Annotated in this window: 25 protein-coding genes; 12 read left to right on the top strand and 13 right to left on the bottom strand. The window is 63.7% G+C overall.

The window, feature by feature from the left end; all coding sequences use genetic code 11:
• Positions 1-3: 3 nt before the first annotated feature.
• Positions 4-1,494 carry a leucyl aminopeptidase gene (locus GR138_RS17215; RefSeq protein ID WP_160860483.1) on the bottom strand — a complete coding sequence of 497 codons (1,491 nt, stop codon included), beginning with the start codon at positions 1,492-1,494 and terminating at the stop codon, positions 4-6.
• A gap of 267 nt (positions 1,495-1,761) precedes the next feature.
• Here GR138_RS17215 and lptF point away from each other — a divergent pair, with 267 nt between their 5' ends.
• The 6 genes from lptF to rsmA all read left to right on the top strand — a co-directional run bounded on the left by lptF (position 1,762) and on the right by rsmA (position 9,332).
• Entirely contained in the window at positions 1,762-2,943 is a 1,182-nt protein-coding gene (gene lptF / locus GR138_RS17220) for an LPS export ABC transporter permease LptF (RefSeq protein WP_160860484.1), read from the top strand.
• Complete coding sequence (lptG, locus tag GR138_RS17225) at positions 2,940-4,019, top strand: LPS export ABC transporter permease LptG (protein WP_160860485.1); 1,080 nt, start codon at positions 2,940-2,942, stop codon at positions 4,017-4,019. The genes lptF and lptG overlap by 4 nt, the downstream gene beginning before the upstream one ends.
• The gene (locus tag GR138_RS17230; protein WP_420853662.1) at positions 4,019-6,352 is read left to right on the top strand and encodes an LPS-assembly protein LptD; all 2,334 of its coding nucleotides are present in this window, start codon (positions 4,019-4,021) and stop codon (positions 6,350-6,352) included. Before lptG ends, GR138_RS17230 begins: the two co-directional genes overlap by 1 nt.
• Before the next feature lie 121 nt (positions 6,353-6,473).
• Entirely contained in the window at positions 6,474-7,412 is a 939-nt protein-coding gene (locus GR138_RS17235) for a SurA N-terminal domain-containing protein (RefSeq protein WP_160860486.1), read from the top strand.
• Positions 7,413-7,470: 58 nt separating this feature from the next.
• The gene (gene pdxA / locus GR138_RS17240; RefSeq protein WP_160860487.1) at positions 7,471-8,505 is read left to right on the top strand and encodes a 4-hydroxythreonine-4-phosphate dehydrogenase PdxA; all 1,035 of its coding nucleotides are present in this window, start codon (positions 7,471-7,473) and stop codon (positions 8,503-8,505) included.
• The gene (rsmA, locus tag GR138_RS17245; RefSeq protein ID WP_160860488.1) at positions 8,505-9,332 is read left to right on the top strand and encodes a 16S rRNA (adenine(1518)-N(6)/adenine(1519)-N(6))-dimethyltransferase RsmA; all 828 of its coding nucleotides are present in this window, start codon (positions 8,505-8,507) and stop codon (positions 9,330-9,332) included. Before pdxA ends, rsmA begins: the two co-directional genes overlap by 1 nt.
• Positions 9,333-9,355: 23 nt before the next feature.
• On the opposite strand, the gene gmk is transcribed toward rsmA, so the two are convergent.
• From gmk to fabD, 10 genes are all read right to left on the bottom strand, one after another.
• Positions 9,356-10,015, bottom strand: a complete 660-nt coding sequence (gene gmk, locus GR138_RS17250; protein WP_160860489.1) for a guanylate kinase — start codon at positions 10,013-10,015, stop codon at positions 9,356-9,358.
• Positions 10,016-10,018: 3 nt separating this feature from the next.
• On the bottom strand, positions 10,019-10,906 hold the full coding sequence (locus GR138_RS17255; RefSeq protein ID WP_160860490.1) for a YicC/YloC family endoribonuclease: 888 nt from the start codon (positions 10,904-10,906) through the stop codon (positions 10,019-10,021).
• Positions 10,907-11,084: 178 nt separating this feature from the next.
• Positions 11,085-11,336 (bottom strand): acyl carrier protein, encoded by a 252-nt coding sequence (locus GR138_RS17260; protein WP_160860491.1) that lies wholly within the window; start codon positions 11,334-11,336, stop codon positions 11,085-11,087.
• Position 11,337: 1 nt separating this feature from the next.
• Positions 11,338-12,822, bottom strand: coding sequence for a hypothetical protein (locus GR138_RS17265; RefSeq protein WP_160860492.1), 1,485 nt, complete (start codon positions 12,820-12,822; stop codon positions 11,338-11,340).
• Complete coding sequence (locus GR138_RS17270) at positions 12,819-14,402, bottom strand: amino acid adenylation domain-containing protein (RefSeq protein WP_160860493.1); 1,584 nt, start codon at positions 14,400-14,402, stop codon at positions 12,819-12,821. The genes GR138_RS17265 and GR138_RS17270 overlap by 4 nt, the downstream gene beginning before the upstream one ends.
• Positions 14,403-14,616: 214 nt before the next feature.
• Positions 14,617-15,798, bottom strand: coding sequence for an endolytic transglycosylase MltG (mltG, locus tag GR138_RS17275; RefSeq protein WP_160860494.1), 1,182 nt, complete (start codon positions 15,796-15,798; stop codon positions 14,617-14,619).
• Between the two features lie 222 nt (positions 15,799-16,020).
• A complete protein-coding gene (gene fabF / locus GR138_RS17280; RefSeq protein ID WP_160860495.1) occupies positions 16,021-17,280 on the bottom strand; it encodes a beta-ketoacyl-ACP synthase II in 1,260 nt (419 codons plus the stop codon).
• Positions 17,281-17,390: 110 nt separating this feature from the next.
• Positions 17,391-17,627 carry an acyl carrier protein gene (locus GR138_RS17285; protein WP_018327362.1) on the bottom strand — a complete coding sequence of 79 codons (237 nt, stop codon included), beginning with the start codon at positions 17,625-17,627 and terminating at the stop codon, positions 17,391-17,393.
• 283 nt (positions 17,628-17,910) lie between these two features.
• Positions 17,911-18,648 (bottom strand): 3-oxoacyl-[acyl-carrier-protein] reductase, encoded by a 738-nt coding sequence (gene fabG, locus GR138_RS17290; protein ID WP_160860496.1) that lies wholly within the window; start codon positions 18,646-18,648, stop codon positions 17,911-17,913.
• Between the two features lie 25 nt (positions 18,649-18,673).
• Positions 18,674-19,618, bottom strand: a complete 945-nt coding sequence (fabD, locus tag GR138_RS17295) for an ACP S-malonyltransferase (protein WP_160860497.1) — start codon at positions 19,616-19,618, stop codon at positions 18,674-18,676.
• Positions 19,619-19,810: 192 nt separating this feature from the next.
• Here fabD and GR138_RS17300 point away from each other — a divergent pair, with 192 nt between their 5' ends.
• Positions 19,811-20,854: an aldo/keto reductase gene (locus GR138_RS17300; RefSeq protein ID WP_160860498.1), complete on the top strand. Its 1,044-nt coding sequence runs from the start codon at positions 19,811-19,813 to the stop codon at positions 20,852-20,854.
• Between the two features lie 44 nt (positions 20,855-20,898).
• On the opposite strand, the gene GR138_RS17305 is transcribed toward GR138_RS17300, so the two are convergent.
• On the bottom strand, positions 20,899-22,287 hold the full coding sequence (locus GR138_RS17305; RefSeq protein WP_160860499.1) for a nucleobase:cation symporter-2 family protein: 1,389 nt from the start codon (positions 22,285-22,287) through the stop codon (positions 20,899-20,901).
• Between the two features lie 110 nt (positions 22,288-22,397).
• Between GR138_RS17305 and GR138_RS17310 the strand changes: the two genes are divergently transcribed.
• Positions 22,398-22,619 (top strand): hypothetical protein, encoded by a 222-nt coding sequence (locus GR138_RS17310; RefSeq protein WP_160860500.1) that lies wholly within the window; start codon positions 22,398-22,400, stop codon positions 22,617-22,619.
• 6 nt (positions 22,620-22,625) lie between these two features.
• On the opposite strand, the gene GR138_RS17315 is transcribed toward GR138_RS17310, so the two are convergent.
• Positions 22,626-22,991: a hypothetical protein gene (locus tag GR138_RS17315; RefSeq protein ID WP_160860501.1), complete on the bottom strand. Its 366-nt coding sequence runs from the start codon at positions 22,989-22,991 to the stop codon at positions 22,626-22,628.
• A 346-nt stretch (positions 22,992-23,337) separates the two neighbouring features.
• On the opposite strand from GR138_RS17315, the gene rpsF reads away from it, so the two are divergent.
• The 4 genes from rpsF (at position 23,338) to rplI (ending at position 25,856) form a co-directional block, all read left to right on the top strand.
• Entirely contained in the window at positions 23,338-23,799 is a 462-nt protein-coding gene (rpsF, locus tag GR138_RS17320) for a 30S ribosomal protein S6 (protein ID WP_069059268.1), read from the top strand.
• Positions 23,800-23,823: 24 nt separating this feature from the next.
• Positions 23,824-24,072, top strand: a complete 249-nt coding sequence (gene rpsR / locus GR138_RS17325; RefSeq protein ID WP_160860502.1) for a 30S ribosomal protein S18 — start codon at positions 23,824-23,826, stop codon at positions 24,070-24,072.
• Positions 24,073-24,280: 208 nt separating this feature from the next.
• Complete coding sequence (locus tag GR138_RS17330) at positions 24,281-25,255, top strand: YybS family protein (RefSeq protein ID WP_160860503.1); 975 nt, start codon at positions 24,281-24,283, stop codon at positions 25,253-25,255.
• 22 nt (positions 25,256-25,277) lie between these two features.
• Positions 25,278-25,856: a 50S ribosomal protein L9 gene (rplI, locus tag GR138_RS17335; protein WP_160860504.1), complete on the top strand. Its 579-nt coding sequence runs from the start codon at positions 25,278-25,280 to the stop codon at positions 25,854-25,856.
• Positions 25,857-25,985 lie beyond the last annotated feature (129 nt).

A 25,985-nucleotide genomic window follows, 5' to 3' on the forward strand; every position in this document is an offset into this window, starting at 1 on the left:
CCATCATCCTTCGTAGTTCGCGCGCACCAGCTCATCGAGCAGGCGCACGCCGAAGCCGGAGCCCCAGGACTGGTTGATCTCGTCGGTCGGCGAGCCCATGGCGGTGCCGGCGATGTCGAGATGGGCCCAGGGCGTGTCCTTGACGAAGCGGTGCAGGAACTGCGCGGCGGTGATCGAGCCGGCCAGGCGGCCGCCGGTGTTCTTCATGTCGGCGAACTTGCTGTCGATCATCTTGTCGTATTCGCGGCCGAGCGGCATGCGCCACAGGCGCTCCTGTGTGGCAAGGCCGGCGGCGGTGAGGCGCGCGGAAAGCGTGTCGTCGTTGGAAAACAGGCCGGCGTGATGGCTGCCGAGCGCCACGGTGATCGCGCCGGTCAGGGTGGCGAGGTTGACCATGAATTGCGGCTTGAAGGTCTCGTTGCAGTACCAGAGCGCATCGCACAGCACGAGGCGGCCTTCGGCATCCGTGTTGATGACCTCGATGGTCTGGCCGGACATGGATTTGACGATGTCGCCGGGGCGCTGGGCGTTGCCGTCCGGCATGTTTTCCACAAGGCCGAGGATGCCGACGACATTCGCCTTCGCCTTACGGGCGGCGAGCGTGTGCATCAGGCCGATGACCGCGGCGGCCCCGCCCATGTCACCCTTCATGTCCTCCATGCCGGCGGCCGGCTTGATGGAAATGCCGCCGGTATCGAAGACGACGCCCTTGCCGATGAAGGCGATCGGGCGATCCTTCTCCTTGCCGCCCTTCCAGTGCATGACCGCAAGCCGCGGCGGGCGCACCGAGCCCTGCGCAACACCGAGCAGTGCCGCCATGCCGAGCTTCTTCATCTCGCGCTCGGTGAGGATATCCACCTCGACGCCAAGCTTCTCCAGCGCCTTCGCCTTGTCGGCGAACTCGACGGGGCCAAGCACGTTGGCAGGTTCGTTGACGAGATTGCGGGCGAGAATCACGCCGGCCGCGACCGCCTCGGAAATGTCGTTTGCCTTCTTTGCCGCCGTCGCGCTGCCGGTGACGATCGTCACCTTGCTCGTCTTGCCGGCCTTCGCGTCGTCGTCCTCGCCCTTTTTCGTCTTGTAAAGATCGAAGCTGTAGGCGCCGAGTTGCATGCCGAGCGCGAAGTCGGCAGCATTTTTCGCCGTCACGGTGATGCCGGGCGCATCGATGTAGATCGTCACCTTGTCCGCACCGCTGATCTTGCCGGCGGCCGCCCCGCCGACCTTCAGCCAGTCATGCGCAACGAGCTTGTCGGCCTCGCCAAGGCCGAGGACGCGGATCCGATCGACCGGCGCGCCGTGCGGCGCCAGCACGTCGAGGCTCTTCAGCGCTTTTCCGGTGAACTTCGCGACCGCCGCGGCGCGCGCGACAACACCTTCCGGATCGACCTCGCCCACACCGGCCGCCTCGCCGCCGGTAATCTGCAGAAGGATCGCAAGGCCGCCCGAAGCCCGTGCCGTCTTTGCGAAACCGATGTCGAATCTGGAAACCATGACTTACTCCGAATGTCAGCCGGCGGGCCTGTCATCCCGCCTGGGAGCCCGCAAATCGCATCAATTCCTTGTCGCTTTTGCGGCGCTTGGCAAGATGCGTCACCTTGTTTACAGAAGGTTAAGCATGCTTGTTCGCCATAAATTTTCCTTGCCGGAGCAGACTCCCGGCTATGGCATCAGCCTGAAGAAAGCTTATATGCCCTTGGCTGTTCCGCCGGGTGCCCCTGCACGAGACCGGAGCCGCTTGTCGGAAACGCGGACGAAACGATGAAATTGATCGAGCGCTATATCCTGCGGCGGGCGTCGCTCATGTTCGTCGCGACGCTCGTGCCGTTGCTCGGCATCGTCTGGGTCACGCAGGCGCTGGCCAGCGTCAACCTCGTCACGGACAGCGGCCAGTCGATTTTCGCCTTCCTGAAGCTCGCGACGCTGATCATCCCGTCGGTCATCCCGATCATCCTGCCCTTCGCGCTCGTCATCGGCGTGTCGCAGACGCTGACCGTCATGAACGCCGATTCGGAACTGACGGTGCTGAATTCGGCCGGCGCCTCGCGCATCACCATCATTCGCCCGGTGATGATCCTCGCCATCGCGATGAGCTTCGTGTCCTTCGCCGTCGACAATTTCGCCGAACCCTATTCGCGCATGGCCGTGCGCAAGATGATCGCCACGGCGCATGCCGACATGCTCTCCGCCGTCGTTCAGGAAAACACCTTCCGCAAGGTTGCCGACGGCCTCTATGTGCAGGTGGCGGAGCGCCGCAACGGCGGCGTGCTGCGCGGCCTCTTCGTCGCCGATACGCGCGATCCGCGCTTCGAGCTCGTCTACTATGCCCGCGAAGGCGCGGTGGATGAAAACAGTTCGGCGCTCGTGATGAAGGACGGCGAGGTGCACCGCAAGCTGCCGGACGGCGATGTCTCGATCATCAAGTTCGATTCCTACGCCTTCGACCTCACCGACCTCACGCAGAGCGCCGGCAAGTCGAACATCCGCGCCAAGGATCGCGACCTGTTCTATCTGCTCGATCCGGATCCCGCGGACCCGCAATACAAGAAGAATCCCGGCGCCTTTACCGCGGAGCTGCACCGCCGCTTCACGGAATGGCTGCTGCCCGCCGTCTTCGGCCTGCTCGCGCTCGTCGTCAGTGCCGATGCCCGCTCGCATCGCGAGGCGCGGGTCCATCCGATGCTCACGGCCCTGTTGACGGCGCTTTTCGTGCGCTGGGCGAGTTTCTACGCGTCCAATAACGCCGAGGAATCCGCCTATTTCATACCCATCATGTACCTCATTCCCATCGTCACCGCGGCCTTGGCGGTCCGCTTCCTCGGCCGCAACAAGAGCCTCGACATCCCGGTGACGTTGGGCGACCAGGTCACGGACCTGCGCGACCGGTTTTTGGCGCGCTTCACGCGGGCGGGCTCGACACCCACCGGAGGCGGTCAGCCATGATCCCGACCCTCGGCTTCTATTTCTTTCGCCGCTACATCATCACTACCATCTGGTTCCTGCTCGGCATCTTTTCGCTGATCTTCATTATCGATTTCAGCGAGTTGTCGAATCGCATCGGCGCCCTGCCCGGCTACACGCTGACGAGCGGCCTGCTCGTCACGGCGCTGCGCATTCCGATGATCCTGATGCAGACCGTGCCCTTCGTCGCGCTGTTTGCCGGCATGGCGGCATTGATCTCGCTGAACCGGCGCTACGAGCTGGTCGTGACACGTGCTGCCGGCATCTCCGTGTGGCAGTTCCTGCGTCCCTTCGTCGTCGGCGCCTTCCTGTTCGGGGTGCTGGCCGTGCTGATCATCAGCCCGATCGCCGCCTGGGGCAGCAAGAAGGCACAGGAAGTCGAAGCGAGCTGGGGCGCCACCGTCTCACGCACGGAAAACGCCGTGCCGTGGATCCGCCAGATCTATGGTGACGACCAGGCGATCATCGGCGCCAAGGCGCTGCTTGATGACGGTACGCGGCTTTTGAACGTCACGGTGATCCACTTCGATCCCGACGGTCGCATCACGCTGCGCCAGGATGCCGAATCGGCAACCTTGGAAGATGGTTACTGGCTGCTTAACAACGTCAACGAAACGCGGATCGGAGAATTGCCGGTCCGTCTCAAGGAGGTGCAGATTCGCACCAACCTGAAACGCGAATTCGTTCAGGAGAGTCTTGAAAAGCCTGAATCCATTCCGTTTTTGAGCCTCGGGCGGAAGATCGAGGCGGCAAAGTCGTTCGGTTTCCCCACGGATGCCATGGAAACGCAGTTCCACGCCATGCTGTCTCTGCCGCTGCTCCTGGTTGCCATGACGCTGATCGCAGCCTGTGTATCATTGAAATTTAGCCGGTTTAATCAATCGCGTGCGGTGATTCTGGGTGGAATCCTGTCTGGCTTCATGCTTTATGTCGTCACCGTGCTTGTGAAGGCATTCGGAAGCAGCGGTGTTGTTCCTCCGTTCGTTGCGGCCTGGCTCCCAGTGGTCGTCGCAATGTCGTTGGGTGCGACGATTCTTCTGCATCAGGAGGACGGCTAGTGGCGGCAGGCGCCCGCAAAACGAATTGGTGGTTGAAAGCCGCCCTGCTTGCAGGTGCGGCCATGGGCGCCATCGTGTCCGCCGCAACCCTGCCCGCATGGGCCCAGGCGCCCGATATCCGGACGATGGAGCCGAACATTCCGGATGACGCCAAGCTCATCCTGGCGGCCAATGAACTTGTCTATAATAAAGACACGGAAAAGGTGATCGCCCGCGGCGCGGTGCAGATCAACTATGGCGGCTACAAGCTCGTCGCCCGTCAGGTCGAATACAATCAGAAAACCGGCCGTTTGACGGCGCATGGCAATATCGAACTCATCGAACCGACCGGCAACCGGATCTATGGCGATGAGATGGACCTGTCGGACGATTTCGCCAACGGCTTCGTCAATGCGCTGCGCATCGAGACGACGGACCTCACCAAACTTGCGGCGACCAGCGGCGAGCGCGTCAACGGCGAGGAAATGATCCTCAACAACGCCGTCTATACCGCCTGCACGCCCTGCGCCACGAACCCGACGCACCGTTCGCTCTGGCAGATCAAGGCCGAGCGTGTGGTGCAGAACGGCCGGACCAAGACGATTCGGCTCGAGCGTGCGCGCTTCGAGATGTTCGGCCGGCCGATCGCCTATATTCCGGCGCTCGAAGTGCCCGACCATACGGTGAAGCGCAAGAGCGGCTTCCTGTTCCCGCAGTTCGGTTACGAGCAGAAGCTCGGCTTCGGCATTACGACACCTTACTATTTCGCCATCGCCCCGGACATGGACGCGACGGTCTCCCCCACCGTGCTGACCCGCCAGGGTTTTCTGCTCGAAGGCGAATTCCGCAAGCGTTTCCACAACGGCCAGGTGACCTTGCGCGCCGCCGGCATCAACCAGATGAACCCCGACGTCTTCACCGGCAACACGAGCGACCGGTACGAGGACTTCCGCGGCATGGTCGCCTCGGAGGGTCGCTTCAAGATCAATCCCCGCTGGGCGTTCGGCTGGGATGTGATGGTGCAGACCGACAACAACTTCTCGCGCACCTATGACCTGGATGGCCTGGACGATCGCATCCATGCCAACCAAGTCTACCTGTCCGGCCTCGGCCGCCGCAACAGCTTCGACCTGCGCGCGTTCTATTTCGACGTGCAGGACGCCGACCCGGTGGACAAGCTGGAGCGCAAGCAGGCAATCGCCCAGACGCTGGACCACGAATATATCGTGCCGCAGCCGGTGCTGGGTGGTGAACTCAGCATTACGACGAATATCACCAACGTTCAGCGCGACCTCGACGATTTCTACAGCGTCGGCGGCAGCGATCGGTTCCGCGGGCTCGCTGGCGGCACGACGCGACTGACCAGCGAAGTGGAATGGAAGCGCCAATTCATCGTGCCCGGTGGTCTTGTGCTGACGCCGCTTCTGGCGGCACGCGGCGATATTCATCGCCTCGACATGACGGCACCCATTGGTTACGCCGGTGATTATGAAAACGACAACAGTGCGACCCGGGCGATGCTGACCGCCGGCCTCGAAGCACGCTATCCCATCCTGGCGACAACCGATTACAGCACGCATCTGTTCGAGCCGATCGCCCAGATCTATGTCCGGCCGGACGAAGACCTTGCCGGGGCGCTGCCGAACGAGGATTCGCAGAGCTTCGTCTTCGACGCCACCAACCTGTTCGAGCGCGACAAGTTCTCCGGCTTCGACCGTATCGAGGGTGGATCGCGCGCCAATCTCGGCCTGCGTTACACCGGCACGTTCGACAATGGCGTGCGCCTGCGCAGCATCATCGGCCAGTCCTTCCACTTGGGCGGCGTGAACTCGTTTGCGACCGACGACCTGGTCAATGCCGGCGCCAATTCCGGCCTTGAGACAGATTCGTCCGACTATGTCGGCATGACCGGTATCGACCTGCCGAACGGTCTTTCGGTCGCCTCCAGCGCCCGGCTTGACAAGAGCGATCTGTCGGTCCGCCGCTCCGATACGTCGCTGCGTTTCGACGGCGCCCGCTTCGAGACCGAGCTCACCTATACGCGAATCGCTGCACAGCCGAAGTACGGCCTGGCGGATAACGCCAGCGAGCTTCAAAGCGCGGCGGCCTTCAAGTTCAAGGATTACTGGTCGGTCTTCGGCTCGCTCACCTACGATCTCAACCGCAAGAGCCTGTCGCGCAATGGAATCGGCTTTTCCTATGACGACCGGGACACCGTCTTCTCGATCGTCTACGAGCAGACACGCGACAAATCCAGCAGCACGGCAAACGACTGGTCGATCGGCGCGCGCCTGATGTTCCGCACGCTGGGCGACATCCATGTCGGCGATACGACGCTGGCCGGCTTCGAGTAAGGGCATCGCTCCACTCTTGTCATCGTTTGGCCGCATGTATTATGCACATCCGGGAGAGACACTGCCGGAAGCGTGCCTGTACGCTGACGGCTGTGGAAATGGGTTTGGGAAAGGGACTGGCATGATGGGCAGACAATCTCTGGTACGTTCCATGATGATGGGCGTGGCCTTGGCCGCTGCCGTAACGCTGACGCTTCCTGCCGGCACCGCCCAGGCGGCAAGCTCAGTCGTCGCCGTCGTCAACAACACGCCGATCACCTCCGGCGACGTCGATAGCCGCGCCAACTTTCTGAAATTGCAGCGCACCAAGGGCAATGTGCGGGCGATAGCCCGCGAGCAGATGATCGAGGATGCCCTGAAGCGCGGTGAGATCCTGCGCGCGAAGGCGTCGGTCAGCACCAGCGACGTGGACACCGCCTTCGCCCGTTTTGCGGCCTCCAACAAGATGTCGCCGGACCAATTGTCGAAGATCCTCAACCAGGCTGGCGTCGGCGTCGACCATTTCAAGCAGTATATCGCCGTGCAGATGAGCTGGCCACGCCTGGTCAATGCCCGCTACGGTTCCGGTGCCGACAGCAAGACGCTGATGCAGCGCATGCAGGAAAATGGCGGTAAAAAGCCCGTTACCACCGAATACTTCCTCAAGCAGGTGATTTTCGTGGTGCCGGAGAAGAAGCGCAATGCCATTATGGGCAAGCGCAAACAGGAGGCGGAAGCCTCCCGTCCTAAATTCCCCGGCTGCGATCAGGCCAAGGTTTTCGCTGCGACCATGCGGGATGTCTCCATCCGCGACCTCGGTCGCGTGCTCGCCCCTGAACTTCCCGACGACTGGAAGCCACTGATCGAGAAGACCGATGGCGTGACAACAGGAACCCGCGTCACCGAACGCGGCGTTGAATATCTTGCGATCTGCAAGAAGCGGGAAGTCAACGACGACGTGGCCGCTGAAATGGTCTTCCGCGCCGAAGACATCGGCAAGGCGAAGAGCGGCGAAGAAGACGCCAACAGCAAGAAATACCTCGCCGAGCTGCGCAAGAAGGCGACCATCACCGAACGTTGATCCCGACGTGACGGGCGGCCGCTCGCCGCCCCTCCCAACCGCTTGACGGCTAGGTCTCATGACAATGACGAACATGCCTCCGCTGGCGCTCACCATGGGCGATCCGGCGGGGATCGGACCGGATATCACGCTCGCCCTCTGGTCGAACCGTCATGCCCTCGCGCTGCCGCCCTTTCTCTACATCGGTGATGCGCAGGTGCTGCGGGAACGCGCCACGCGGCTCGGTCTTGACATCGCCGTTACAAGGGCTGCGCCGGAAGAGGCCGCTCGGTTGTTCCCGGACGCGCTGCCCGTCCTTTCCTGTGACTGCCCCGCGCCCGTCACGCCGGGCACGCCGGATTCCCGCAATGCGGCGGCCATTACCGGCGCCATCGAAACGGCAGTCACCCTCACGCTCGCCGGCCGCACGGCCGCAATCGTAACCAACCCGATCGCCAAGGCCGTGCTCTATGATGCCGGCTTCAGCTTCCCGGGCCATACGGAGTTCCTGGCGGATCTTGCGCTGAAGGCGACAGGCAAGGAAGCGCTTCCCGTCATGCTGCTTGCCGGGCCGAAGCTGCGCAGCGTGCCCGTTACCATTCACATCCCCCTGAAGGATGTGCCCACGGCTCTGACGCAAGAGCTGATCGTCGAAACCGCTGTCATCACCGAGCAGGACCTGCGCCAGCGTTTCGGCATTGCCCGCCCGCGGCTCGCCATTGCCGGCCTCAACCCGCATGCCGGCGAAACCGGGACCATCGGGCTGGAAGATGAGGCGATCGTGCGCCCTGCCGTCGAGCGGCTGAAAGCCGCCGGCATCGACGCGGTCGGCCCCCTGCCCGCCGACACGATGTTCCACGATGCCGCCCGCGCGACCTATGACGTGGCGCTCTGCATGTATCACGATCAGGCGCTGATCCCGGCCAAGGCGCTCGGCTTCGATGATTCCGTCAATGCGACGCTGGGCCTGCCCTTCATTCGCACCTCGCCGGACCACGGTACCGCTTTCGCGATCGCCGGCAAGGGCATCGCCAAGCCCGACAGCCTTCTGGCCGCCATTCGCCTCGCGCACGCGCTTGGCATCCATGAGCGGGCAACAGGGGAACGCGTATAATGGCCGCAATCGACGGGCTGCCGCCCCTGCGCGACGTCATCCAGCGCCATGGGCTCGACGCGAAGAAGGCGCTCGGGCAGAACTTCCTGCTCGATCTCAACCTCACGCAGAAGATCGCCCGCACGGCCGGTCCCATCGAAAATCACACCGTCATCGAGGTCGGTCCAGGCCCCGGCGGCCTGACGCGCGCCATCCTGGCGCTCGGCGCCAAACGGGTGATCGCCATCGAGCGCGACGCGCGCTGCCTGCCGGCGCTTGCGGAAATCTCGGACCATTATCCCGACCGCCTGACGGTCATCGAAGGCGATGCGCTGAAGACGGATTTCGAGGCGCTGGCGCCCGGCGAACCGGTCCGCATCATTGCCAACCTGCCCTACAATGTCGGCACGCAGTTGCTGGTCAACTGGCTGCTGCCGAAGACCTGGCCGCCCTTCTGGGACTCGCTGACGCTGATGTTCCAGCGCGAGGTGGGGCTACGCATCGTCGCAGAAGACAATGACGACCACTATGGCCGCCTCGGCGTGCTCTGTGGCTGGCGGACAGACGCCCGCATGGCCTTCGACGTGCCGCCGCAGGCCTTCACGCCGCCGCCGAAGGTGACCTCCTCCGTCGTGCATCTGGAGCCCATCGCCAATCCGCTGGCCTGCGATGTCAGCGCGTTGGAACGCGTCACCCACGCCGCGTTCGGCCAGCGCCGCAAGATGCTGCGCCAGAGCGTGAAGTCGCTCGGCGGCGAGGCGCTGCTGGCGCGCGCCGAAATCGACCCGCAGCGGCGGGCCGAGACGTTGAGCGTGGAAGAATTCGTGCGGCTGGCGAACGCGCTCTGAAACCGGCGTCCGCCACTCCTCACTTACAGAACCGGCTTTTCCGTCACCAGCTTGGTCACGAATTCGAACAGGCCGTGACGGCGGTCGCGGCGCAGGCGCTCGGCCTTGACGATGCTCTGCACGGCGTCGAAGGCGACCGAGAGGTCGTCGTTGAGGATGACATAGTCATACTCCCGCCAGTGCTCGATTTCGGCGCATGAATTGGCAAGCCGCGTCTGGATGACCTCTTCGGTATCCTCGGCGCGGCGGTGCAGGCGCGATTGCAGTTCGGTCATCGAGGGCGGCAGGATGAAGATGGAGACGACGTCCGCCGGCATCTTTTCCTGCAGCTGCTGGGCGCCCTGCCAGTCGATGTCGAAGAGCATGTCTCGGCCGGCGGACATGGCCTCCTCGACCGGCTCGCGCGGCGTGCCGTAGAAATTGCCGTGCACCTCCGCCCATTCCAGCAGCGCCTCGGAATCGCGCAGGCGCTCGAATTCGCGCTGGTTGATGAAGTGGTAGTGGCGGCCGGCGATCTCGCTGGCGCGGCGCTGGCGCGTCGTCACGCTCACCGAGAGGCTGAGGCCAGGATCAGCCTCCAGCAGGTTGCGGGCGATGGTCGACTTGCCGGCCCCGGACGGCGACGAAATGACGAGCATGAGCCCGCGACGTTCGATTTGGATATGTTTCGACGGCTCGGCCATGCCCTACTCCAGATTCTGGACCTGTTCCCTGAACTGGTCGATGACGACCTTCAGCTCGATACCTGCAGCCGTTACAGCAGCGGCGTTCGACTTGGAACAGATCGTATTCGATTCCCGGTTAAATTCCTGTGCGAGAAAATCGAGCTTGCGGCCGATCGGCCCGCCCTCGGCAATAAGGTCACGCGCGGCGGCGACATGCGCCTTCAGCCGGTCGACCTCCTCGCGCAGGTCGGCCTTGGTGGCAAGCAGCGCCGCCTCCTGATGCAGCCGGTCGCGATCGAGCGCCGTCGTGCCCTGCATGAGCACTGCCACCTGCGCGGAAAGCCGCTCGGCGATCATGGCCACGCTGCGCGAAGGATCGGCCTCCACGGTCTGGGTCAGCGCCTCGATGCGCGCAACCTGGCCCAGCAGGACCTCGGCGAGTGCGGCACCCTCCTTGCGGCGCATGTCGGCCAGACAGCGGATCGCCTCGGCAAGACCCGCCTTGATGGCATTGTCGCGCGCCGTGCGCTCCGCTTCGCTTTCCTCCGCCTCGCGGAAATCAACGATGCCGCGGACGGCAAGCAGCGTATCGAGCTTCAGCGGCGCCGGATCCACAATACCGCTGAGCTGATCGCGCAGCGCTAGCACGGCGGCAAGCGCACCCTGGTTCACCACGGCCTCGACCTGCGCCTCGCTGATGCTCGTCGCGAGCCCGATCTGCAGGTTGCCGCGTGAAAAGGCCTCGCCGGCAAGCCGGCGCACATCGGCCTCCAGCGCTTCAAGGCCGGGCGGGAGGCGAAGCCGGAGATCGAGGCCCTTGCCGTTGACTGAACGCAGTTCCCACGCCCAGCGGCTGCGCCCGCTCGTTCCCTCGACCCGCGCGAAGCCGGTCATCGATTGCAATGTCATGTCATCCTCCAGTCGGCGCCCCGCCACGGCATCAAGCAAATCGGGAGCGGGTCAGCCGGAACGCGCGATGCGCGAAGCCATCCACGCAAAGTGAAACACTTTCGCGGGGTTGGAAACGGCAAGAACCGAAGGAACGGCAGCGATCCACATCAAAGCGACAGGACCCGCCATCCCGGCCTCAATTCCGGGCGCGCGAAATGAGATCGGTGATGTCGGCGATCGTGTCGAGGGCGGAAACGTCGAAGTCCGCGCTGGCGAGATCCAACGCGAAATCCTGCTCCAGCAGCATGATCATTTCAGTGGCTGCCAGCGAATCCAGCCGCCCGGTGATGAACAGGGATTCGTCATCGCGCACAGGATCGCGGTCACCGCGGGCTGCGAGCAGGCCGGTGACGGCGGTGCGAAGTCGTTCCACGGTGGAAAGGCTCATGTCAGGCTCCGAACAGGCTGAAAAGGAAGGCGAAGCGTTCGCCGATGGTGAAGGCGTCGATGGGTTCGTTGAAGATGGTGAGCAGGCAGAAGAACAGGCCGACGTGCAGGCGCGGCAGCACATCGTAGCGCAGGAAACCATCTTCCGGTTTCGGTCGGCGCTTGCGCAACTGCGACAGGATGAGCCCCGCGGCCAGCACGACACAATAAAACAGATAGCTTTCAAAGGCGCGCAGGCCCGGCAGGACCCCGTTCACAGCGAGGATGTCGATGCGGCCCATGAAATGAAAAAGCCAGTTGCCGACGCAGGCCGCGCAGAAGGTGGCGAACGCGACTCGCAGGCGCGGGTATTTCTTGAACCAGCGCAGGAAGGCCGGGTAGAAGAAGAAATCGACCAGCAGTTCCTTGAAATAGAAATAATAGCGGTTCCAGAATTCCGCCAGGCTGCGCGCGGCAAGCGGGCGCACCGTGTTGCGGGGAATGCCGTAGCCGGCAACGCGGATGAGCGCCACGACGACATGCCCCCAGGCGGCAAGGTGCAGGATATCGAGAAGATAATGCACGACCAGCGAGGCCCAGGACAGGGCAGCCGGCAGCGGCGTGCCCCTTGCCGCTGCCGCCATCGCATCGGTGAGGACCGGCAGGCCGGCCTCGGTGTGAAGAAGGCTGCGGGCCGCGGCATCGAGGCCTGCCAGCAGCGCCCCCCAGACGATCAGCTTCAGTCCCTTGAGGCGGGTGACGGCGAGTGCCGTGTCGTCTTTCGCCTCGAATTTCGCGAGGAACCCGGCGCCCTTGCCGATCGGCAGCGTCGGTCCCTCCCAGAACGGCCGGAAGAAGGCGGCGCGGGGAAGCGGATCGGTTGTCTGCTTCACCTTCTGGTCGGCCAGCGCGTAGGCAATGCACCAGAAACCGGAGGCAAGGGCCGCAAGGAACAACCAGACCTCGGCCGCGAACTCCACAGGCAGAAGGCCGGAGAGCGCTACCGACAGGATGGCGAAGAAGACCAGCATCATCGTCAGGACGGGATGGCGGCCCGGCGCCGTCTCGCGAAAAGTCGATTGAAGACGGAGCGCCGCCATGCCGAAGGCTAGAAAAGCGATCCCCGCGCCGGCAATGAGAATGCGCTGGTCGATGGAGCCGACCAGATCGAGTTCCCGGCGCAGGAAGTCGCTGAGGTCCTCCGAGCGGGTTGGCCGCAGCATGATGAAAAGCAGCGTCGTGAGGCCGATGACCAGCGTGCGCCGGGCGGGCATGGCAGCACAGCCGGCAAGGCCGAGCGCGACGATCAACATGCTGCCAGGGCCGGGTCGCGTGGCACAGAAGACGAGGAAGACCGCGACGTACAGCAGCACGATGCCCTTCACGCTCGCCGCGAAGGCAATGGCGGCAGGTGCCCTGTCCATGCCAAGCCAGGCGGCGCGCAACGCGAGAGCCTGCCCGAGCAGGCCGGGATGGGCGCGATCCGGCGGCGATACGGTCTCGCTCATGCCGCGTCCTCCCGCCCAATGAAGCGGCCGGCATCGAGGTCGGCGAAGAGCGCCTTGCGGTCGACCTTGCCATTGCTGTTCAGCGGCAGTGTCTCGATGAGATGGATGGCAGAGGGCACCATGTAGGCGGGGAGTTTTGCCCGTAGCGCATCGCGGATCGCAGGCGCGTCCAGCGCCGCGCCGACGGCGAAGCCGACGATGCCGCTGGCCGAACCGGCACTCGCGGGCCAGGCGACGGCGGCGACGTGATCGGATCCGGAGGCGGTGCGCAGATGCATTTCCACCTCCTCCAGTTCGACGCGGTTGCCCATGACCTTGACCTGATTGTCGATGCGGCCGAGATGGTGGAACGTGCCGTCCTCCGCTTCCATACCGAGGTCACCGGTCAGATACCAGCGTTCGCCATCGATGCGCGGGAAACGCGCCGCGGTCAGCTCCTCCTGCCCGAAATACCCGATGGCAAGCTGCTTGCCCGAAAGCGCGATTTCACCGGCAGTGCCCGCCGCGACCGGCTTCAGCTCCGCGTCGAGGATCGCCGCGCGCATGCCGGGATAGGCGTAGCCGATCGCCACGATTTCGCGTGCAGGCGTGACGACGACGGGCTCGACGACCGGCTGGCGCAGGCAGGCGATGGTCGCTTCGGTGGGGCCATAGATGTTTTCGACGATGCTGTTGGGTGCGGCCTCCGCCCAGGCCCGTGCAGCCCCCACCGGCAAGGGTTCGCCGCAGAACATCGAGATGCGCAGGCTCGTCAGCGAGACCGGCTGGAGCGTCCGGTTCTGCCGCATCATGGCGATGACCGACGGCACGGAAAGCCAGGTCGTGATGGCCCGGTCGCGGATGAAGCGCGCCGGCGCCACCATCTGCAGCGGCGTCATCACATGCAGCGAGGCGCCTGCCTGCCAGGCGAGGAACATGTTGTGCACCGACAGGTCGAAGGTGATGTCGCAGGTTTCCGCGGCCCGGTCTTCGGGCGTGAAGCCGAACCAGGCCTGCATGACGTCAAGATAGTGGCCGACGGCGCTCGATGGCACCATGACACCCTTCGGAACGCCCGTCGTGCCGGAGGTGAATTCGATATAGGCGAGATGGTCGTCGGGAATGTCTGCCGGTTCGGTCGGTCCGCCGTCCGGCAGGGCATCGAGGCGGAAGACGGTCCGGCCGTCCAGGGCAACCGGCGGCCGGGCCTCCGCCGCAAGCAGGACCGTTGCCGGAAGCTGCGCCTCGACAGCCGGCGTCAGCATCGCCGCGCCGCGCGCATCTACGACGAGCGCATCGAGGTCGAGCGTCGCGAGAAGCTGGACGAGCCGTTCTTCCGGGAGTTTCAGATTGAGCGGGACATAGGTGCCGCCGAACCAGGCGGTGCCGAGAATGCCGGCACAGGCCGCAAGGCTGCGCGAGGCCAGGATGCCGACGCGGCCGGTGCGTCGGGCGGTCGCAAGGCAGCCGGCGATGCGGCGGGACACGTCCGCAAGTGCCGCATAGGAAAGATCCGCCCCGGCCACGGAAAGGGCGAGCGCATCCGGACGTGCACGGCCGTTCCGGTAGACGTGGCTGGCAATGTTCAGCGCAACAGGCATCGGGTTTGTCGAACCCCGTCGATTGATCACATCTGCCGGTTGTAGACCTTATTTCTTTACATTCGCCTGCCAAAACACCTGAAATCCAGCCCTGTACGGCGCCCGCGTCGCATCAGGCTTTCCAACTCTTTAACGCTGCCGAAAACGAAACGGCCCCGGCGGATTTCGCCGGGGCCGTCTGGAGCATTCCTGGAATGGCGGTCAGCCGTGGCTGCTACTGCGAACCGGCGGCACCCGCCTCCTTCGCAGCCTCGGCAGCCTTCTCCGCTTCCAGCTTGCGCCAGCGGCGGACGTTCTGGTTGTGCTCGTCGAGCGTCTCGGCGAAGACGTGGCCACCGGTGCCGTCCGCGACGAAGTAGAGATCGGTCGTGCGCGACGGATTTGCGACGGCTTCGAGTGCTGCGCGGCCTGGATTGGCGATCGGCGTGGGCGGCAGGCCCTTGATGACATAGGTGTTGAAGGGCGTCTGCTTTTCGAGGTCCGACTGGTAGATCGGCCGGTCGGCCGGTTTGCCGTCGCCACCGAAGATGCCGTAGATGATCGTCGGGTCGGACTGCAGGCGCATGCCCTTGTCGAGGCGGTTCAGGAAGACCGAAGCGACACGCGAGCGCTCGTCGGCCCTGCCCGTCTCCTTCTCGACGATCGAGGCGAGCGTCACGAATTCCTCGCGGGTGGCGATCGGCAGGTCATCGTCGCGCCGCTCCCAGATCTGGTCGATCAGCGCCTTTTGCGCATCCTGCATCTGATGCAGGATATCGGTACGCTTGGTGCCGCGCGAGAACTTGTAGGTATCGGGCATCAAGGTGCCCTCCACCGGCAGGTCGCCCGGCAGGTCGCCTTCAAGAACCGGATCGTCCTTGAGGCGCTTGAAGATCTGCTTGACGGTCAGGCCTTCGGGCACGGAGACGCTGTAGAGGATCGACTTGCCGGACTTCAGCAGCTCCACGATGTCGCGCATCGTCGCGCCGGCCTTGATCTCGTATTCGCCGGCCTTCAGCGTCTGGCCGTCGAGATAGACGCGCGACAGCACGCGGAAGACGCGGCTGTCGGTAATGATGTTGTTGCGCTCCAGATTGGCCGCGATCTCGTTGGTGCCGGCACCGGCGCGCACGATGAAGTTCGTATTGGCCGTCAATGGCCCCTGCTCTTCGTAGCTCTTGACGCCGTAATAGAAGATGCCGATGCCGATAATCGTCGCAAAGACCACCACGGTCATGACGAAGTTCAGGAAGATGACGAGCTGGCTGCGCGCCTTGCGCGAGCGGCGGCGGCTCGGCGGCTGCGGCACCTGTTCCGGCCGGAGGGCCTCGTTGGCGGACTTGGGGATGATGCGCGGCTGGCCGGTTGTCTCACCGCGGCCAAACTGCGTCTCGCCGGAATCGTTCGTGTCGCTCACGGACTGTCCTCATCATGTTCGGGCATCGCCCCTGCATAACGCGTTAAATCGACACCGGTTTAACGAATTGCGCAGAAATTTAAAATGTGACAGCGGACCTTGCGCGTCCCGAATAACGCGGCGCTGTCGTCGTCTCTCAGCAGAGCAATGCGGCAAAAGCAGGATGAACCCGCTCTTCTCGTTCGGGTGTGCGGCGCGCCGGGGCCGAAGCCCCGGACCGGGTCAGGCGTAGCGCTTCAGAACCAGCGATGCGTTCGTTCCGCCGAAGCCGAACGAATTGGACAACACCACGTTGATGTCGCGCTTGCGGGCCTTGTGGGGCACCAGGTCGATCGCCGTTTCGACATCGGGATTGTCGAGGTTCAGCGTCGGCGGAGCGATATTGTCACGGATCGCCAAGGTCGCGAAGATCGCCTCGACCGCGCCGGCGGCACCAAGCAGGTGGCCGATCGCCGATTTGGTGGACGACATGGAAATGCGCGAAGCCGCATCGCCGACCAGGCGTTCCACCGCACCCAGCTCGATCGTATCGGCCATGGTGGAGGTGCCGTGCGCATTGATGTAATCGAGCTCGCTGGCCGGAATGCCGGCGCGCTTCAGCGCCATCTGCATGCAGCGATAGGCGCCATCGCCATCCTCGGACGGTGCCGTGATGTGGTACGCGTCGCCGGAAAGGCCGTAGCCGACAACTTCGGCGTAAATCTTTGCGCCGCGCGCCTTGGCGTGCTCCAGTTCTTCCAGGATCACGATGCCGGCGCCCTCGCCCATGACGAAACCGTCGCGGTCGCGGTCATAGGGACGCGAGGCGGCGGTGGGGTCGTCATTGCGGTCGGTCGACAGCGCCTTGCAGGCGGAAAAACCAGCGAGCGCGATGCGGCAGATCGGCGATTCGGCGCCGCCGGCCACCATGACGTCGGCATCACCCAGCGCGATCAGGCGGCTGGCATCGCCAATGGCGTGCGCGCCCGTCGAGCAGGCCGTGACGACCGAATGGTTGGGTCCGCGCAGCTTGTGCTTGATCGACACATGGCCGGAGGCCAGGTTGATCAGGCGGCCGGGAATAAAAAAGGGCGAAACGCGGCGGGGGCCCTTGTCGCGCAGCGTATAGCCGGCTTCGACGATGCCATCGAGACCGCCGATGCCGGAGCCGATAAGCACGCCGGTCGCGATCTGGTCTTCGTCGGTCTTGGGATGCCAGCCGGCATCGGCGAGCGCCATGTCGGCAGCGGCCACCGCATAAACGATGAACGGATCGACCTTGCGCTGTTCCTTGGGCTCCATCCACTGGTCGGGATTGTAGGTGCCGTCGGAACCGTCGCCGAGCGGAATGGAGCAGGCAATCTTTGCGGGGAGATCTTCGACCTCGAAGGTGGTGACCCTGGCGGCGCCGCTGCGGCCTTCGAGAAGCCGGCTCCAGGTCACTTCGGTGCCACAGCCAAGCGGTGATACCATGCCGGTACCAGTGATAACGACACGCCTCATCGTTCGTAATCCACCCTATAGAATTCTATGTCGTTTCTCCACGAGGAGATGGCCTCCTGGAGGGAGGCTGGAACGGGCCGCTCAACAGCAGCCCGTCCCGGCATCAATGATCAGGCCTGGGCCTTTTCGATGAACTTGACGGCGTCGCCGACCGTCAGGATCGAGTCAGCGGCATCGTCCGGGATCTCGACGCCGAACTCTTCTTCGAACGCCATGACCAGTTCGACCGTGTCGAGCGAGTCCGCGCCAAGATCATCGATGAAGCTTGCGCCTTCGCTGACCTTTTCGGCGTCAACTCCCAGATGATCAATGACAATTTTCTTTACGCGTTCTGCTACGTCGCTCATGTCGGATTCCTCGACCTTTGTTTTTGATCGGCGCCTGTCACGGCGCCGGACACTCAACGCGCCCGATGTGCCTCAAGAACACATCCGGCAAACCCTTCAACCGGCAATGCGGCAACGGCGATACGCTTTCTGTACCGCCTGATCGCTCAGGCCTTTGCCGGCCGACTGCTGACAGTCATGGCCCGATTAACACGGTTTAAGTCTGTCGCAAAGTGTGAAAATGGCCGGTGCTCCAGCGGTCAACATGCAATTCATGCCGTTCTGCCGGGCACTTGGTCCATCCTCAGATCATCGCCATGCCGCCATTCACATGCAGCGTCTGGCCCGTCATATAGGCGGCTTCCGACGAAGCGAGGTATGCGACGGCCGATGCAACTTCCGCGCCGGTGCCCATGCGCTTCATGGGAATGGCACCCATGATGGCGTCCTTCTGCTTGTCGTTCAGCTTGCCGGTCATCGCGCTTTCGATGAAACCCGGGGCCACGCAGTTGACGGTCACGTTGCGGGTGGCGATTTCCTGCGCCAGCGACTTGGTGAAGCCGATCATGCCGGCCTTGGAGGCGCAGTAGTTCGCCTGGCCCGGATTGCCGGTGACGCCGACGATGGAGGTGATGTTGATGATGCGGCCGTAGCGGCGGCGCATCATCGGATGCGTGAGCTCGCGCGTCAGGCGGAAAACGGCCGTCAGGTTCACTTCCAGAACCGCATCCCAGTCGTCGTCGCTCATGCGCACGAACAGGCCGTCCTTGGTGATCCCGGCATTGTTGACGAGGATGTCGACGCCACCGAGGTCGGCTTCGGCCTTCTCACCCAGCGCCTTCACCTCGGCGCGGTCGGAGAGGTTCGCCGGGAAGATATGCACACGTTCGCCAAGCTCGTTGGCAAGCGTTTCCAGCTTTTCGACGCGCGTGCCGTGCAGGCCGACAATGGCGCCCTGGGCGTGGAGGATGCGGGCGATCTCTTCGCCAATGCCGCCGGATGCACCGGTAACGAGAGCCTTGCGGCCGGAAAGATCAAACATGGTTCCGTTCCTTTAATGAAAGAAATCAGCCGATAAGCGCAGCAAGCGCGCTGTCGATATCGGCGGGCGTGTTGATGGAGATGCCGGTGACGGACTTGTCGATGCGGCGCGCAAGGCCGGTCAGCACCTTGCCGGAGCCGACTTCATACAGCGTGGTGACATCGTTCCTGGCGAACCATTCCACCGTCTCGCGCCAGCGGACCTGGCCGGTGACCTGCTCGACGAGCAGGCGCACGATTTCCTGCGGGTCGCTGACCGGTGCTGCACGGACATTGGCAATGAGCGGAACGACCGGCGCCTTCGCCGCGACACCGGCCAGCGCCTCGCGCATGGCGTCGGCGGCCGGGCCCATCAGGGCGGAATGGAAGGGCGCGGAGACGGAAAGCATCAGGGCACGCTTGGCACCCTTTTCCGTCGCGAGCCGCGCGGCCACTTCGACGGCCGGCTTGGAGCCGGAGATGACGAGCTGGCCGCCACCATTGTCGTTGGCGATCTGGCACGAGCCGCCGGTGGAGGCTTCCTTGCAGATGGCTTCGACATCGGCCTGCTCCAGGCCGATGATCGCCGCCATGGCGCCTTCGCCGACCGGCACGGCCGACTGCATGGCATTGCCGCGGATGCGCAGCAGGCGCGCGGTGTCGGACAGCGAGAAGGTGCCTGCGGCGCAGAGCGCCGAATATTCGCCGAGCGAATGGCCGGCGACGTAGGAGACCTGATCCGTCAGCGACAGGCCGCGCGCTTCCAGCACGCGCATCACGGCGATCGACACCGCCATCAGCGCCGGCTGGGCGTTCGCCGTCAGCGTCAGCGCCTCTTCCGGTCCTTCGAACATGATGTCGGACAGTTTCTGGCCGAGGGCCTCGTCGACTTCCGCGAAAACGGCGCGCGCTTCCGGGAAGGCTTCCGCGAGATCCTTGCCCATGCCGACGGCCTGGCTGCCCTGGCCGGGGAAGGTGAATGCTACGCTCATAGGGGGTCTCCCATCATATGTTTTCTTTTCCATTCACATTCCGGTCGGCCGAGTCAAGGCACTGAACCGGAGCCAGCGCTGCCGGAACAGCCATTTCCAAGGCCTTCGCACAGGGAATCGCCCTATTCCGTCTTGCACTTCACCGCGGCCAGCCTACATTCGCGCCGTTCCCACAACAGGATTTTTCCTCCCATGAAATATCATCCGCTCGGCAGGACCGGCATCAGCGTGTCGGAAATCTGCCTCGGCACCATGACCTGGGGCTCGCAGAACAGCGAGCAGGAAGCCCATGACCAGCTCGACTACGCCTTCTCCCAGGGCGTCAATTTTATCGATACGGCCGAACTTTATCCAACCACCCCCCTCTCCCCGGAAACCTACGGCGACACCGAACGCTTCATCGGCAGCTGGATGAAGGCACGCGGCAACCGCGACAAGGTCGTGCTCGCCTCCAAGGTCGCCGGTTCCGGCCGTCCTTATATACGCGGCGGCGCCCCGATCAGCCGCGCCGGCATTCTGGAGGCGATCGACAACAGCCTGTCGCGCCTCAAGACCGACTATCTCGATCTCTACCAGTTGCACTGGCCAAACCGCGGGCACTACCATTTCCGCAACGCCTGGAGCTATGAGCCGTCGAAGCAGGATCGCGAGAAGGTCGCCGCCGATCTTGCTGAAATCCTCGACACCATCGGCGATATCGTCAAGGCCGGCAAGGTGCGCGCGCTCGGCCTTTCCAACGACACAGCCTGGGGCACGATGCGGATGCTGCAACTCGCCGAAGAAAACGGCCTGCCGCGCGTCGCCTCGATCCAGAACGAGTACAACCTGCTCTACCGGGCCTATGATCTCGACCTTGCGGAACTGTCGCATCACGAGGATATCGGCCTGCTCGCCTATTCACCGCTCGCCGCCGGGCTTCTCACCGGAAAATATCTCGACGGCGCCAGGCCGGAAGGTTCGCGCCTGACGAAGAACGGCGATCTCGGCGGCCGCTACCAGCCGCTTCAGGAACCGGCGGTGCGCGCCTATGTGGATCTTGCGAAGGAACACGGGATCGACCCTGCGCAAATGGCCGTCGCCTTCTGCCTGACGCGGCCCTTCATGGCGTCCGTCATCATTGGCGCAACGTCGATGGACCAGTTGAAGACGGATGTCGGGGCCGCGGATCTGACGCTCTCGGCGGACGTGATGAACGGCATTCGCCGCATTCACCGGCTCTATCCGGCGCCGATGTAAGATAAAGCCGGGCGGCCGGAAGACCTGGCCGCCCGGAATGCCCGTCAGTGGACGGGCTTCGGTTCGTGCGTTTCCGGCAGCAGCCAGTTGAGCAGCACCGCGCAAAGACCGCCGGTCGCCACGCCCGATTCCAGCACATCCTTCAGGAAGCGCGGCATGTGCGACACGAATTCCGGCACCTGCGAGACGCCGAGACCGAGTGCCAGCGAAATGGCGATGATCAGCAGCGCCCGCCGGTCGAGCTGAATGCCGGCCAGGATGTTGATGCCGGACGCGGCAACGGCGCCAAACATCACGATCACCGCACCACCGAGAACCGGCTCCGGCACGGCCTGGATGATACCGGCCGTGGTCGGGAAGAGACCGAGCAGCACCAGCACGCCGGCGATATAGACGCCGACATGGCGGCTTGCGACGCCGGTCAACTGGATGATGCCGTTGTTCTGCGCGAAGACCGAGCTGGGGAAGGTGTTGAAGATACCGGCGAGGAACGAGTTTGCCCCGTTGACCAGCACGCCGCCCTTGACCCGCTCCATCCAGACCGGGCCTTCGACCGGCTGGCGCGAGATCTTGCTGGTGGCGGTTATGTCGCCGATCGCCTCGAGCGACGTCACCAGATAGATCACCACCATCGGCGCGAACAGCGACCAGGAGAAATCGAGCCCGAAATGCAGTGGCGTCGGCACCTGGAACCAGGCGGCCTCGTGAACGCCGGCGAAATCGAGACGGCCGAGCGCGGCAGCGAGCGCATAACCGACGCCGAGCGCGATGATGATCGCCGCACTTCTCACCCAGACGATCTGCACCCGGTTGAGGCCGATGATCAGCGCCAGAACGGTTCCGGACAGCAGGAGATTTTCGCCATTGGCAAAGGTGCCCGTCTTCATCGCGCCAAAACCGCCGCCCATGCTGATGAGCCCGACCTTGATCAGCGTAAGGCCGATCATCAGAACGACGATCCCGGTCACCAGGGGTGTGATCAGCTTCCTGACGAAGGGCAGGACACGGGAAAGCCCCATCTCGATGAACGAGCCGGCGATCACCACGCCGAAGATGCAGGCCATGACCGCCTCGACGGGTGTGCCCTGCTGCACCATGAGCGCGCCGCCCGCAATCAGCGGACCGACGAAGTTGAAGCTGGTGCCCTGGACGATCAGCAGGCCGGCGCCGAGCGGGCCGAACCGGCGGCACTGCACGAAGGTCGCGATGCCCGAGATGACCAGGGACATGGAGACGATCATGTTCGTATCACGCGCCGAAACCCCGAGCGCCTGACAGATCAGAAGCCCCGGCGTGACGATCGGGACGATGATGGCGAGCAGATGCTGGATCGCGGCCAACAGGGCGATCGGCGGTTTCGGCTTATCCTCCAGCGCGAAAACCAGGTCGTTAGCGGTTGATGTCGGCAGATCCGGATGGGTGTGAGCGTTCATGCGCGCTCCTCGATCCGGTTTTCGATCTCGAGCGCAGCCGCGCTCCGCCGTGCCTGCGCACGAACGTCATGGTTTGCCATTGGCTTCTCCTCCCGGCGTGATGGTGCCGCTTGAACGCGACGATCCGAAGCCTCCACTTCGGGCAGGAGACGTTAGCCGAGTTCTCCACCGGGGTTTTTTCAAAAAATCCCGAAAGAGTTTCGCGCGATCGCGTGGCTCCGGCACTCGGCGTGGCGCAAAAAAAGCCCGCCAAGATGGCGGGTTTCGCTCAGCTCGAGACAAAAAAGAAACCCGCCAAAATGGCGGGTTTCTCAGGGCCCCATGCTGGGTGACGATGGTTACGGGGTGGTCGTGGTTGCACCACCGCCTTCGGTCTGGCCGCCATTCGGCTGGGCTTCCAGCGGCTGCGTGCCACCGGTTGCGCCACCCGTCTGGCCTTCGGTGGCAGCGCCACCGGCCGGAGCCGTATCGGTCGTACCGATCGCCGATGTATTGGCGTTCGGGTCGACGCCGTCACCCGGCGTTCCGCTGCCGACGAAATAGAAAATGCCCACGGCGACAAGCACGGCGAGGATCACGGCCACGGCCCAGCCGCCGGTGCCGCTCCCGCCGCTCGTCTGATTGACGACAGTCGGGCCGCGGTCATCCACCGGACGCGTCATACGATCTTCCGGCGGACGATTGACAAGGTTCGGGTCTTGCATGTCTGTCACTCCATCTGGTTGGATCGACGGGAAAACGCGGCATTTGCCATTTGGTTCCAACGCTGTTGCAATATGAGGCAGGCGCATTTCCCGCCCGGCCCTTGCGTTCCAACGAAAAATCCGTATAAGCGCGCTGTTCAACACACCCGGTCAATCGGCTGGTGGCTGAACGGAGGGCCGGCATTCCCTAGGGAGTGCCGTTTGGAGCCAAGGGCTCCGGCCTCCCGTGTCTCCGCTCTCGACCGTCTGGATTAACGCTTTTCTTGCTTCGGGCCATGCGCCTTTGAGAACTGTCGTTGAGGCTTGGCGCCGGTTTCGGGTGTAAACGCAAGAAAGGCAAAGCCACATGGCTCTCTACGAACATGTATTCCTGGCCCGCCAGGACGTGTCCGCCCAGCAGGTCGACGCTCTCGTCGAACAGTACAAGGGTGTGATCGAATCGCTCGGCGGCAAGGTCGGCCGTATCGAAAACTGGGGCCTCAAGTCCCTGACCTACCGCATCAAGAAGAACCGCAAGGCGCACTACGCCCTGATGGACATCGATGCCCCGGCTGCCGCCATCCACGAGATGGAACGCCAGATGCGCATCAACGAAGACGTTCTTCGTTACATGACCATCGCTGTCGAAGCCCATGAAGAAGGCCCGTCGGCCATGATGCAGAAGCGCGACCGCGACGACCGTCCGCGTCGTGACGGCGACGACCGCGGCCCGCGCCGCGATTTCGGCGATCGTGGCCCGCGCCGCGACTTCGGCGATCGTCCGCCGCGCCGTGACGGCGACCGCCCGGCCCGCGAAGACCGCGCGTAATCGAAGCAGAAGGAGACTAAGACAATGGCTGATACTTCCTCCGCTCCGGCACGCCGTCCGTTCCACCGCCGTCGCAAGACCTGCCCCTTCTCGGGCGCAAACGCTCCGAAGATCGACTACAAGGATGTCCGTCTTCTGTCGCGTTACATCTCCGAGCGCGGCAAGATCGTTCCGTCCCGCATCACGGCCGTTTCCCAGAAGAAGCAGCGCGAACTCGCCCAGGCGATCAAGCGCGCCCGCTTCCTCGGCCTGCTGCCCTACGTCGTAGCGTAAGCTCGTGACTCTACGGCCTGACTCAACGTCGGGCCGAGATACCTGACTCCGGGGAAGACGGTTCGCCGCCTTCCCCTTTTCCCTTCCGCGATGGGCGCGGATCGGAGCCGCCGGCTCTTTGGAGCCAAAACCCCATGTTGGGGAGACCGTCCTGAACAAATTCGTCAGGAACCTCCTCTAACTGTCTGACCGGACAGGACAGCGAACCGTGAAGACCCTGACGCCGACATCGATTGCGACCGGCCTGATTGCCGGTGTGACCGCCGCTCTGCTTTCGCTGAGCGCGAACGCACAGTCGTCGCTTGCGATCGTGCTTTACGCCGCGTCCGCGCTTCCCATTCTCATTGCAGGCCTTGGCTGGGGCAATGCCAGCGCGCTGATCGCCGTCCTTGCCGGTGGCGTGGTCGCGTCCGCGCTGGTCTCGTCCTATTTCGCGCTGATGATCGTCATCATCACGCTCATCCCTGCGGGCTGGCTCAGCAATCTGGCCAATCTCGCGCGCCCCGCCTCCGAACTCGGCGGCCCGGAAGACGCGCTTGCCTGGTACCCGCTGTCCAACATCCTCGTCCACCTCGCCATCATGGTGACGCTTGGCATGATCGCGGTCGGCGCGATCGTCGGCTACGACAGCGCCATGGCGAGCCAGCTTGTCGACATCGTCATCCAGACGCTGAAGGCGCAGGAGCCACTCTACAATCCGGATGCGGCGGCGGTCGCGCAGATGAAGACCATTTTTGCGCTGGCGCTGCCGTTGGTGCAGGGCGCGCTCTGGGTGTTCCTGCTGTTTGCCGCCTATTACATCGCAAGCTTCGTCGTGCGGGTCTCGGGCAAGGGCCTTCGCCCGCGCGAGGACATGCCATCGACACTGCGCATGCACCGCAACGCGATCTTCTTCTTTCTCGGCGGCCTCGTCTGTACCTTCCTGGGTGGCGTGCCGGCGATCATCGGCGCGCTCGTCTGCGGCACCTTCGGGGCCGGTTTCGTGCTCGCCGGCTTCGCGAGCCTGCATTTCAGGACGCGCGGCAAGCCGTGGCGGCTTTTTGCCCTGTGGTTCGCCTATCTCTCGGTATTGCTTCTCACGATACCGGTCTTCGCCATCCTCATTCTGGGTCTGTTGGACACGCGGCGCACCATCGCGCTGACGCCCACAGGCCCGGCTGACAACAAAAACCAGAATATCTGACATTCAAGAAAGGAACTCGAAAATGGACGTCATTCTTCTCGAACGCATCGCCAAGCTCGGCCAGATGGGCGAAACCGTCAAGGTTCGCGACGGCTTTGCCCGTAACTACCTGCTGCCGCTCGGCAAGGCGCTGCGCGCCAACGAATCCAACAAGAAGCGTTTCGAATCCGAGCGTGCAACGCTCGAAGCCCGCAACCTCGAGCGCAAGTCGGAAGCCCAGACGGTTGCCGAAAAGCTCGACGGCAAGGCCTTCGTCATCGTGCGCTCCGCCGGCGAAACCGGCCAGCTCTACGGTTCGGTCGCTGCCCGCGATATCGTCGAGACGCTGTCTTCGGAAGGCTTCAACGTCGGCCGTAACCAGGTCGAGCTCAACACGCCGATCAAGGCCATCGGCCTGCACAACGTCGTGCTGCACCTGCACGCCGAAGTCGAGATCACCATCGTCGTCAACGTTGCCCGCTCCGCCGATGAAGCCGAGCGCCAGACGAAGGGCGAAAGCCTGACCTCGGCCGACGCCATCTACGGCGTTGACGAAGATGCTCTGAAGCCGGAAGACTTCTTCGATCCGGAAGCTGACGGCCAGGACGAAGACGACGCCTGATATCCGCTTCTGCGTGAATGCATATACGACGGGCCGGCTCTGCCGGCCCGTTGCCGTTTCAAGGGCTAAAAAGCGCATCTTGAAATCCGGCTTTTCGCATCAATATTTATACGTCGTTAGACTGGATTG

Origin of the sequence: Shinella kummerowiae (assembly GCF_009827055.1) — a bacterium.
Classification (GTDB): Bacteria; Pseudomonadota; Alphaproteobacteria; order Rhizobiales; family Rhizobiaceae; genus Shinella; species Shinella kummerowiae.

What these genes read in the sequence shown, in the direction of transcription:
- GR138_RS17215 (WP_160860483.1), bottom strand. Translation starts at nt 1,494, where the DNA reads ATGGTTTCCAGATTCGACATCGGTTTCGCAAAGACGGCACGGGCTTCG.
- lptF (WP_160860484.1), top strand. Translation starts at nt 1,762, where the DNA reads ATGAAATTGATCGAGCGCTATATCCTGCGGCGGGCGTCGCTCATGTTC.
- lptG (WP_160860485.1), top strand. Translation starts at nt 2,940, where the DNA reads ATGATCCCGACCCTCGGCTTCTATTTCTTTCGCCGCTACATCATCACT.
- GR138_RS17235 (WP_160860486.1), top strand. Translation starts at nt 6,474, where the DNA reads ATGATGGGCAGACAATCTCTGGTACGTTCCATGATGATGGGCGTGGCC.
- pdxA (WP_160860487.1), top strand. Translation starts at nt 7,471, where the DNA reads ATGACAATGACGAACATGCCTCCGCTGGCGCTCACCATGGGCGATCCG.
- rsmA (WP_160860488.1), top strand. Translation starts at nt 8,505, where the DNA reads ATGGCCGCAATCGACGGGCTGCCGCCCCTGCGCGACGTCATCCAGCGC.
- gmk (WP_160860489.1), bottom strand. Translation starts at nt 10,015, where the DNA reads ATGGCCGAGCCGTCGAAACATATCCAAATCGAACGTCGCGGGCTCATG.
- GR138_RS17255 (WP_160860490.1), bottom strand. Translation starts at nt 10,906, where the DNA reads ATGACATTGCAATCGATGACCGGCTTCGCGCGGGTCGAGGGAACGAGC.
- GR138_RS17260 (WP_160860491.1), bottom strand. Translation starts at nt 11,336, where the DNA reads ATGAGCCTTTCCACCGTGGAACGACTTCGCACCGCCGTCACCGGCCTG.
- GR138_RS17265 (WP_160860492.1), bottom strand. Translation starts at nt 12,822, where the DNA reads ATGAGCGAGACCGTATCGCCGCCGGATCGCGCCCATCCCGGCCTGCTC.
- GR138_RS17270 (WP_160860493.1), bottom strand. Translation starts at nt 14,402, where the DNA reads ATGCCTGTTGCGCTGAACATTGCCAGCCACGTCTACCGGAACGGCCGT.
- fabF (WP_160860495.1), bottom strand. Translation starts at nt 17,280, where the DNA reads ATGAGGCGTGTCGTTATCACTGGTACCGGCATGGTATCACCGCTTGGC.
- GR138_RS17285 (WP_018327362.1), bottom strand. Translation starts at nt 17,627, where the DNA reads ATGAGCGACGTAGCAGAACGCGTAAAGAAAATTGTCATTGATCATCTG.
- fabG (WP_160860496.1), bottom strand. Translation starts at nt 18,648, where the DNA reads ATGTTTGATCTTTCCGGCCGCAAGGCTCTCGTTACCGGTGCATCCGGC.
- fabD (WP_160860497.1), bottom strand. Translation starts at nt 19,618, where the DNA reads ATGAGCGTAGCATTCACCTTCCCCGGCCAGGGCAGCCAGGCCGTCGGC.
- GR138_RS17300 (WP_160860498.1), top strand. Translation starts at nt 19,811, where the DNA reads ATGAAATATCATCCGCTCGGCAGGACCGGCATCAGCGTGTCGGAAATC.
- GR138_RS17305 (WP_160860499.1), bottom strand. Translation starts at nt 22,287, where the DNA reads ATGAACGCTCACACCCATCCGGATCTGCCGACATCAACCGCTAACGAC.
- GR138_RS17315 (WP_160860501.1), bottom strand. Translation starts at nt 22,991, where the DNA reads ATGCAAGACCCGAACCTTGTCAATCGTCCGCCGGAAGATCGTATGACG.
- rpsF (WP_069059268.1), top strand. Translation starts at nt 23,338, where the DNA reads ATGGCTCTCTACGAACATGTATTCCTGGCCCGCCAGGACGTGTCCGCC.
- rpsR (WP_160860502.1), top strand. Translation starts at nt 23,824, where the DNA reads ATGGCTGATACTTCCTCCGCTCCGGCACGCCGTCCGTTCCACCGCCGT.
- rplI (WP_160860504.1), top strand. Translation starts at nt 25,278, where the DNA reads ATGGACGTCATTCTTCTCGAACGCATCGCCAAGCTCGGCCAGATGGGC.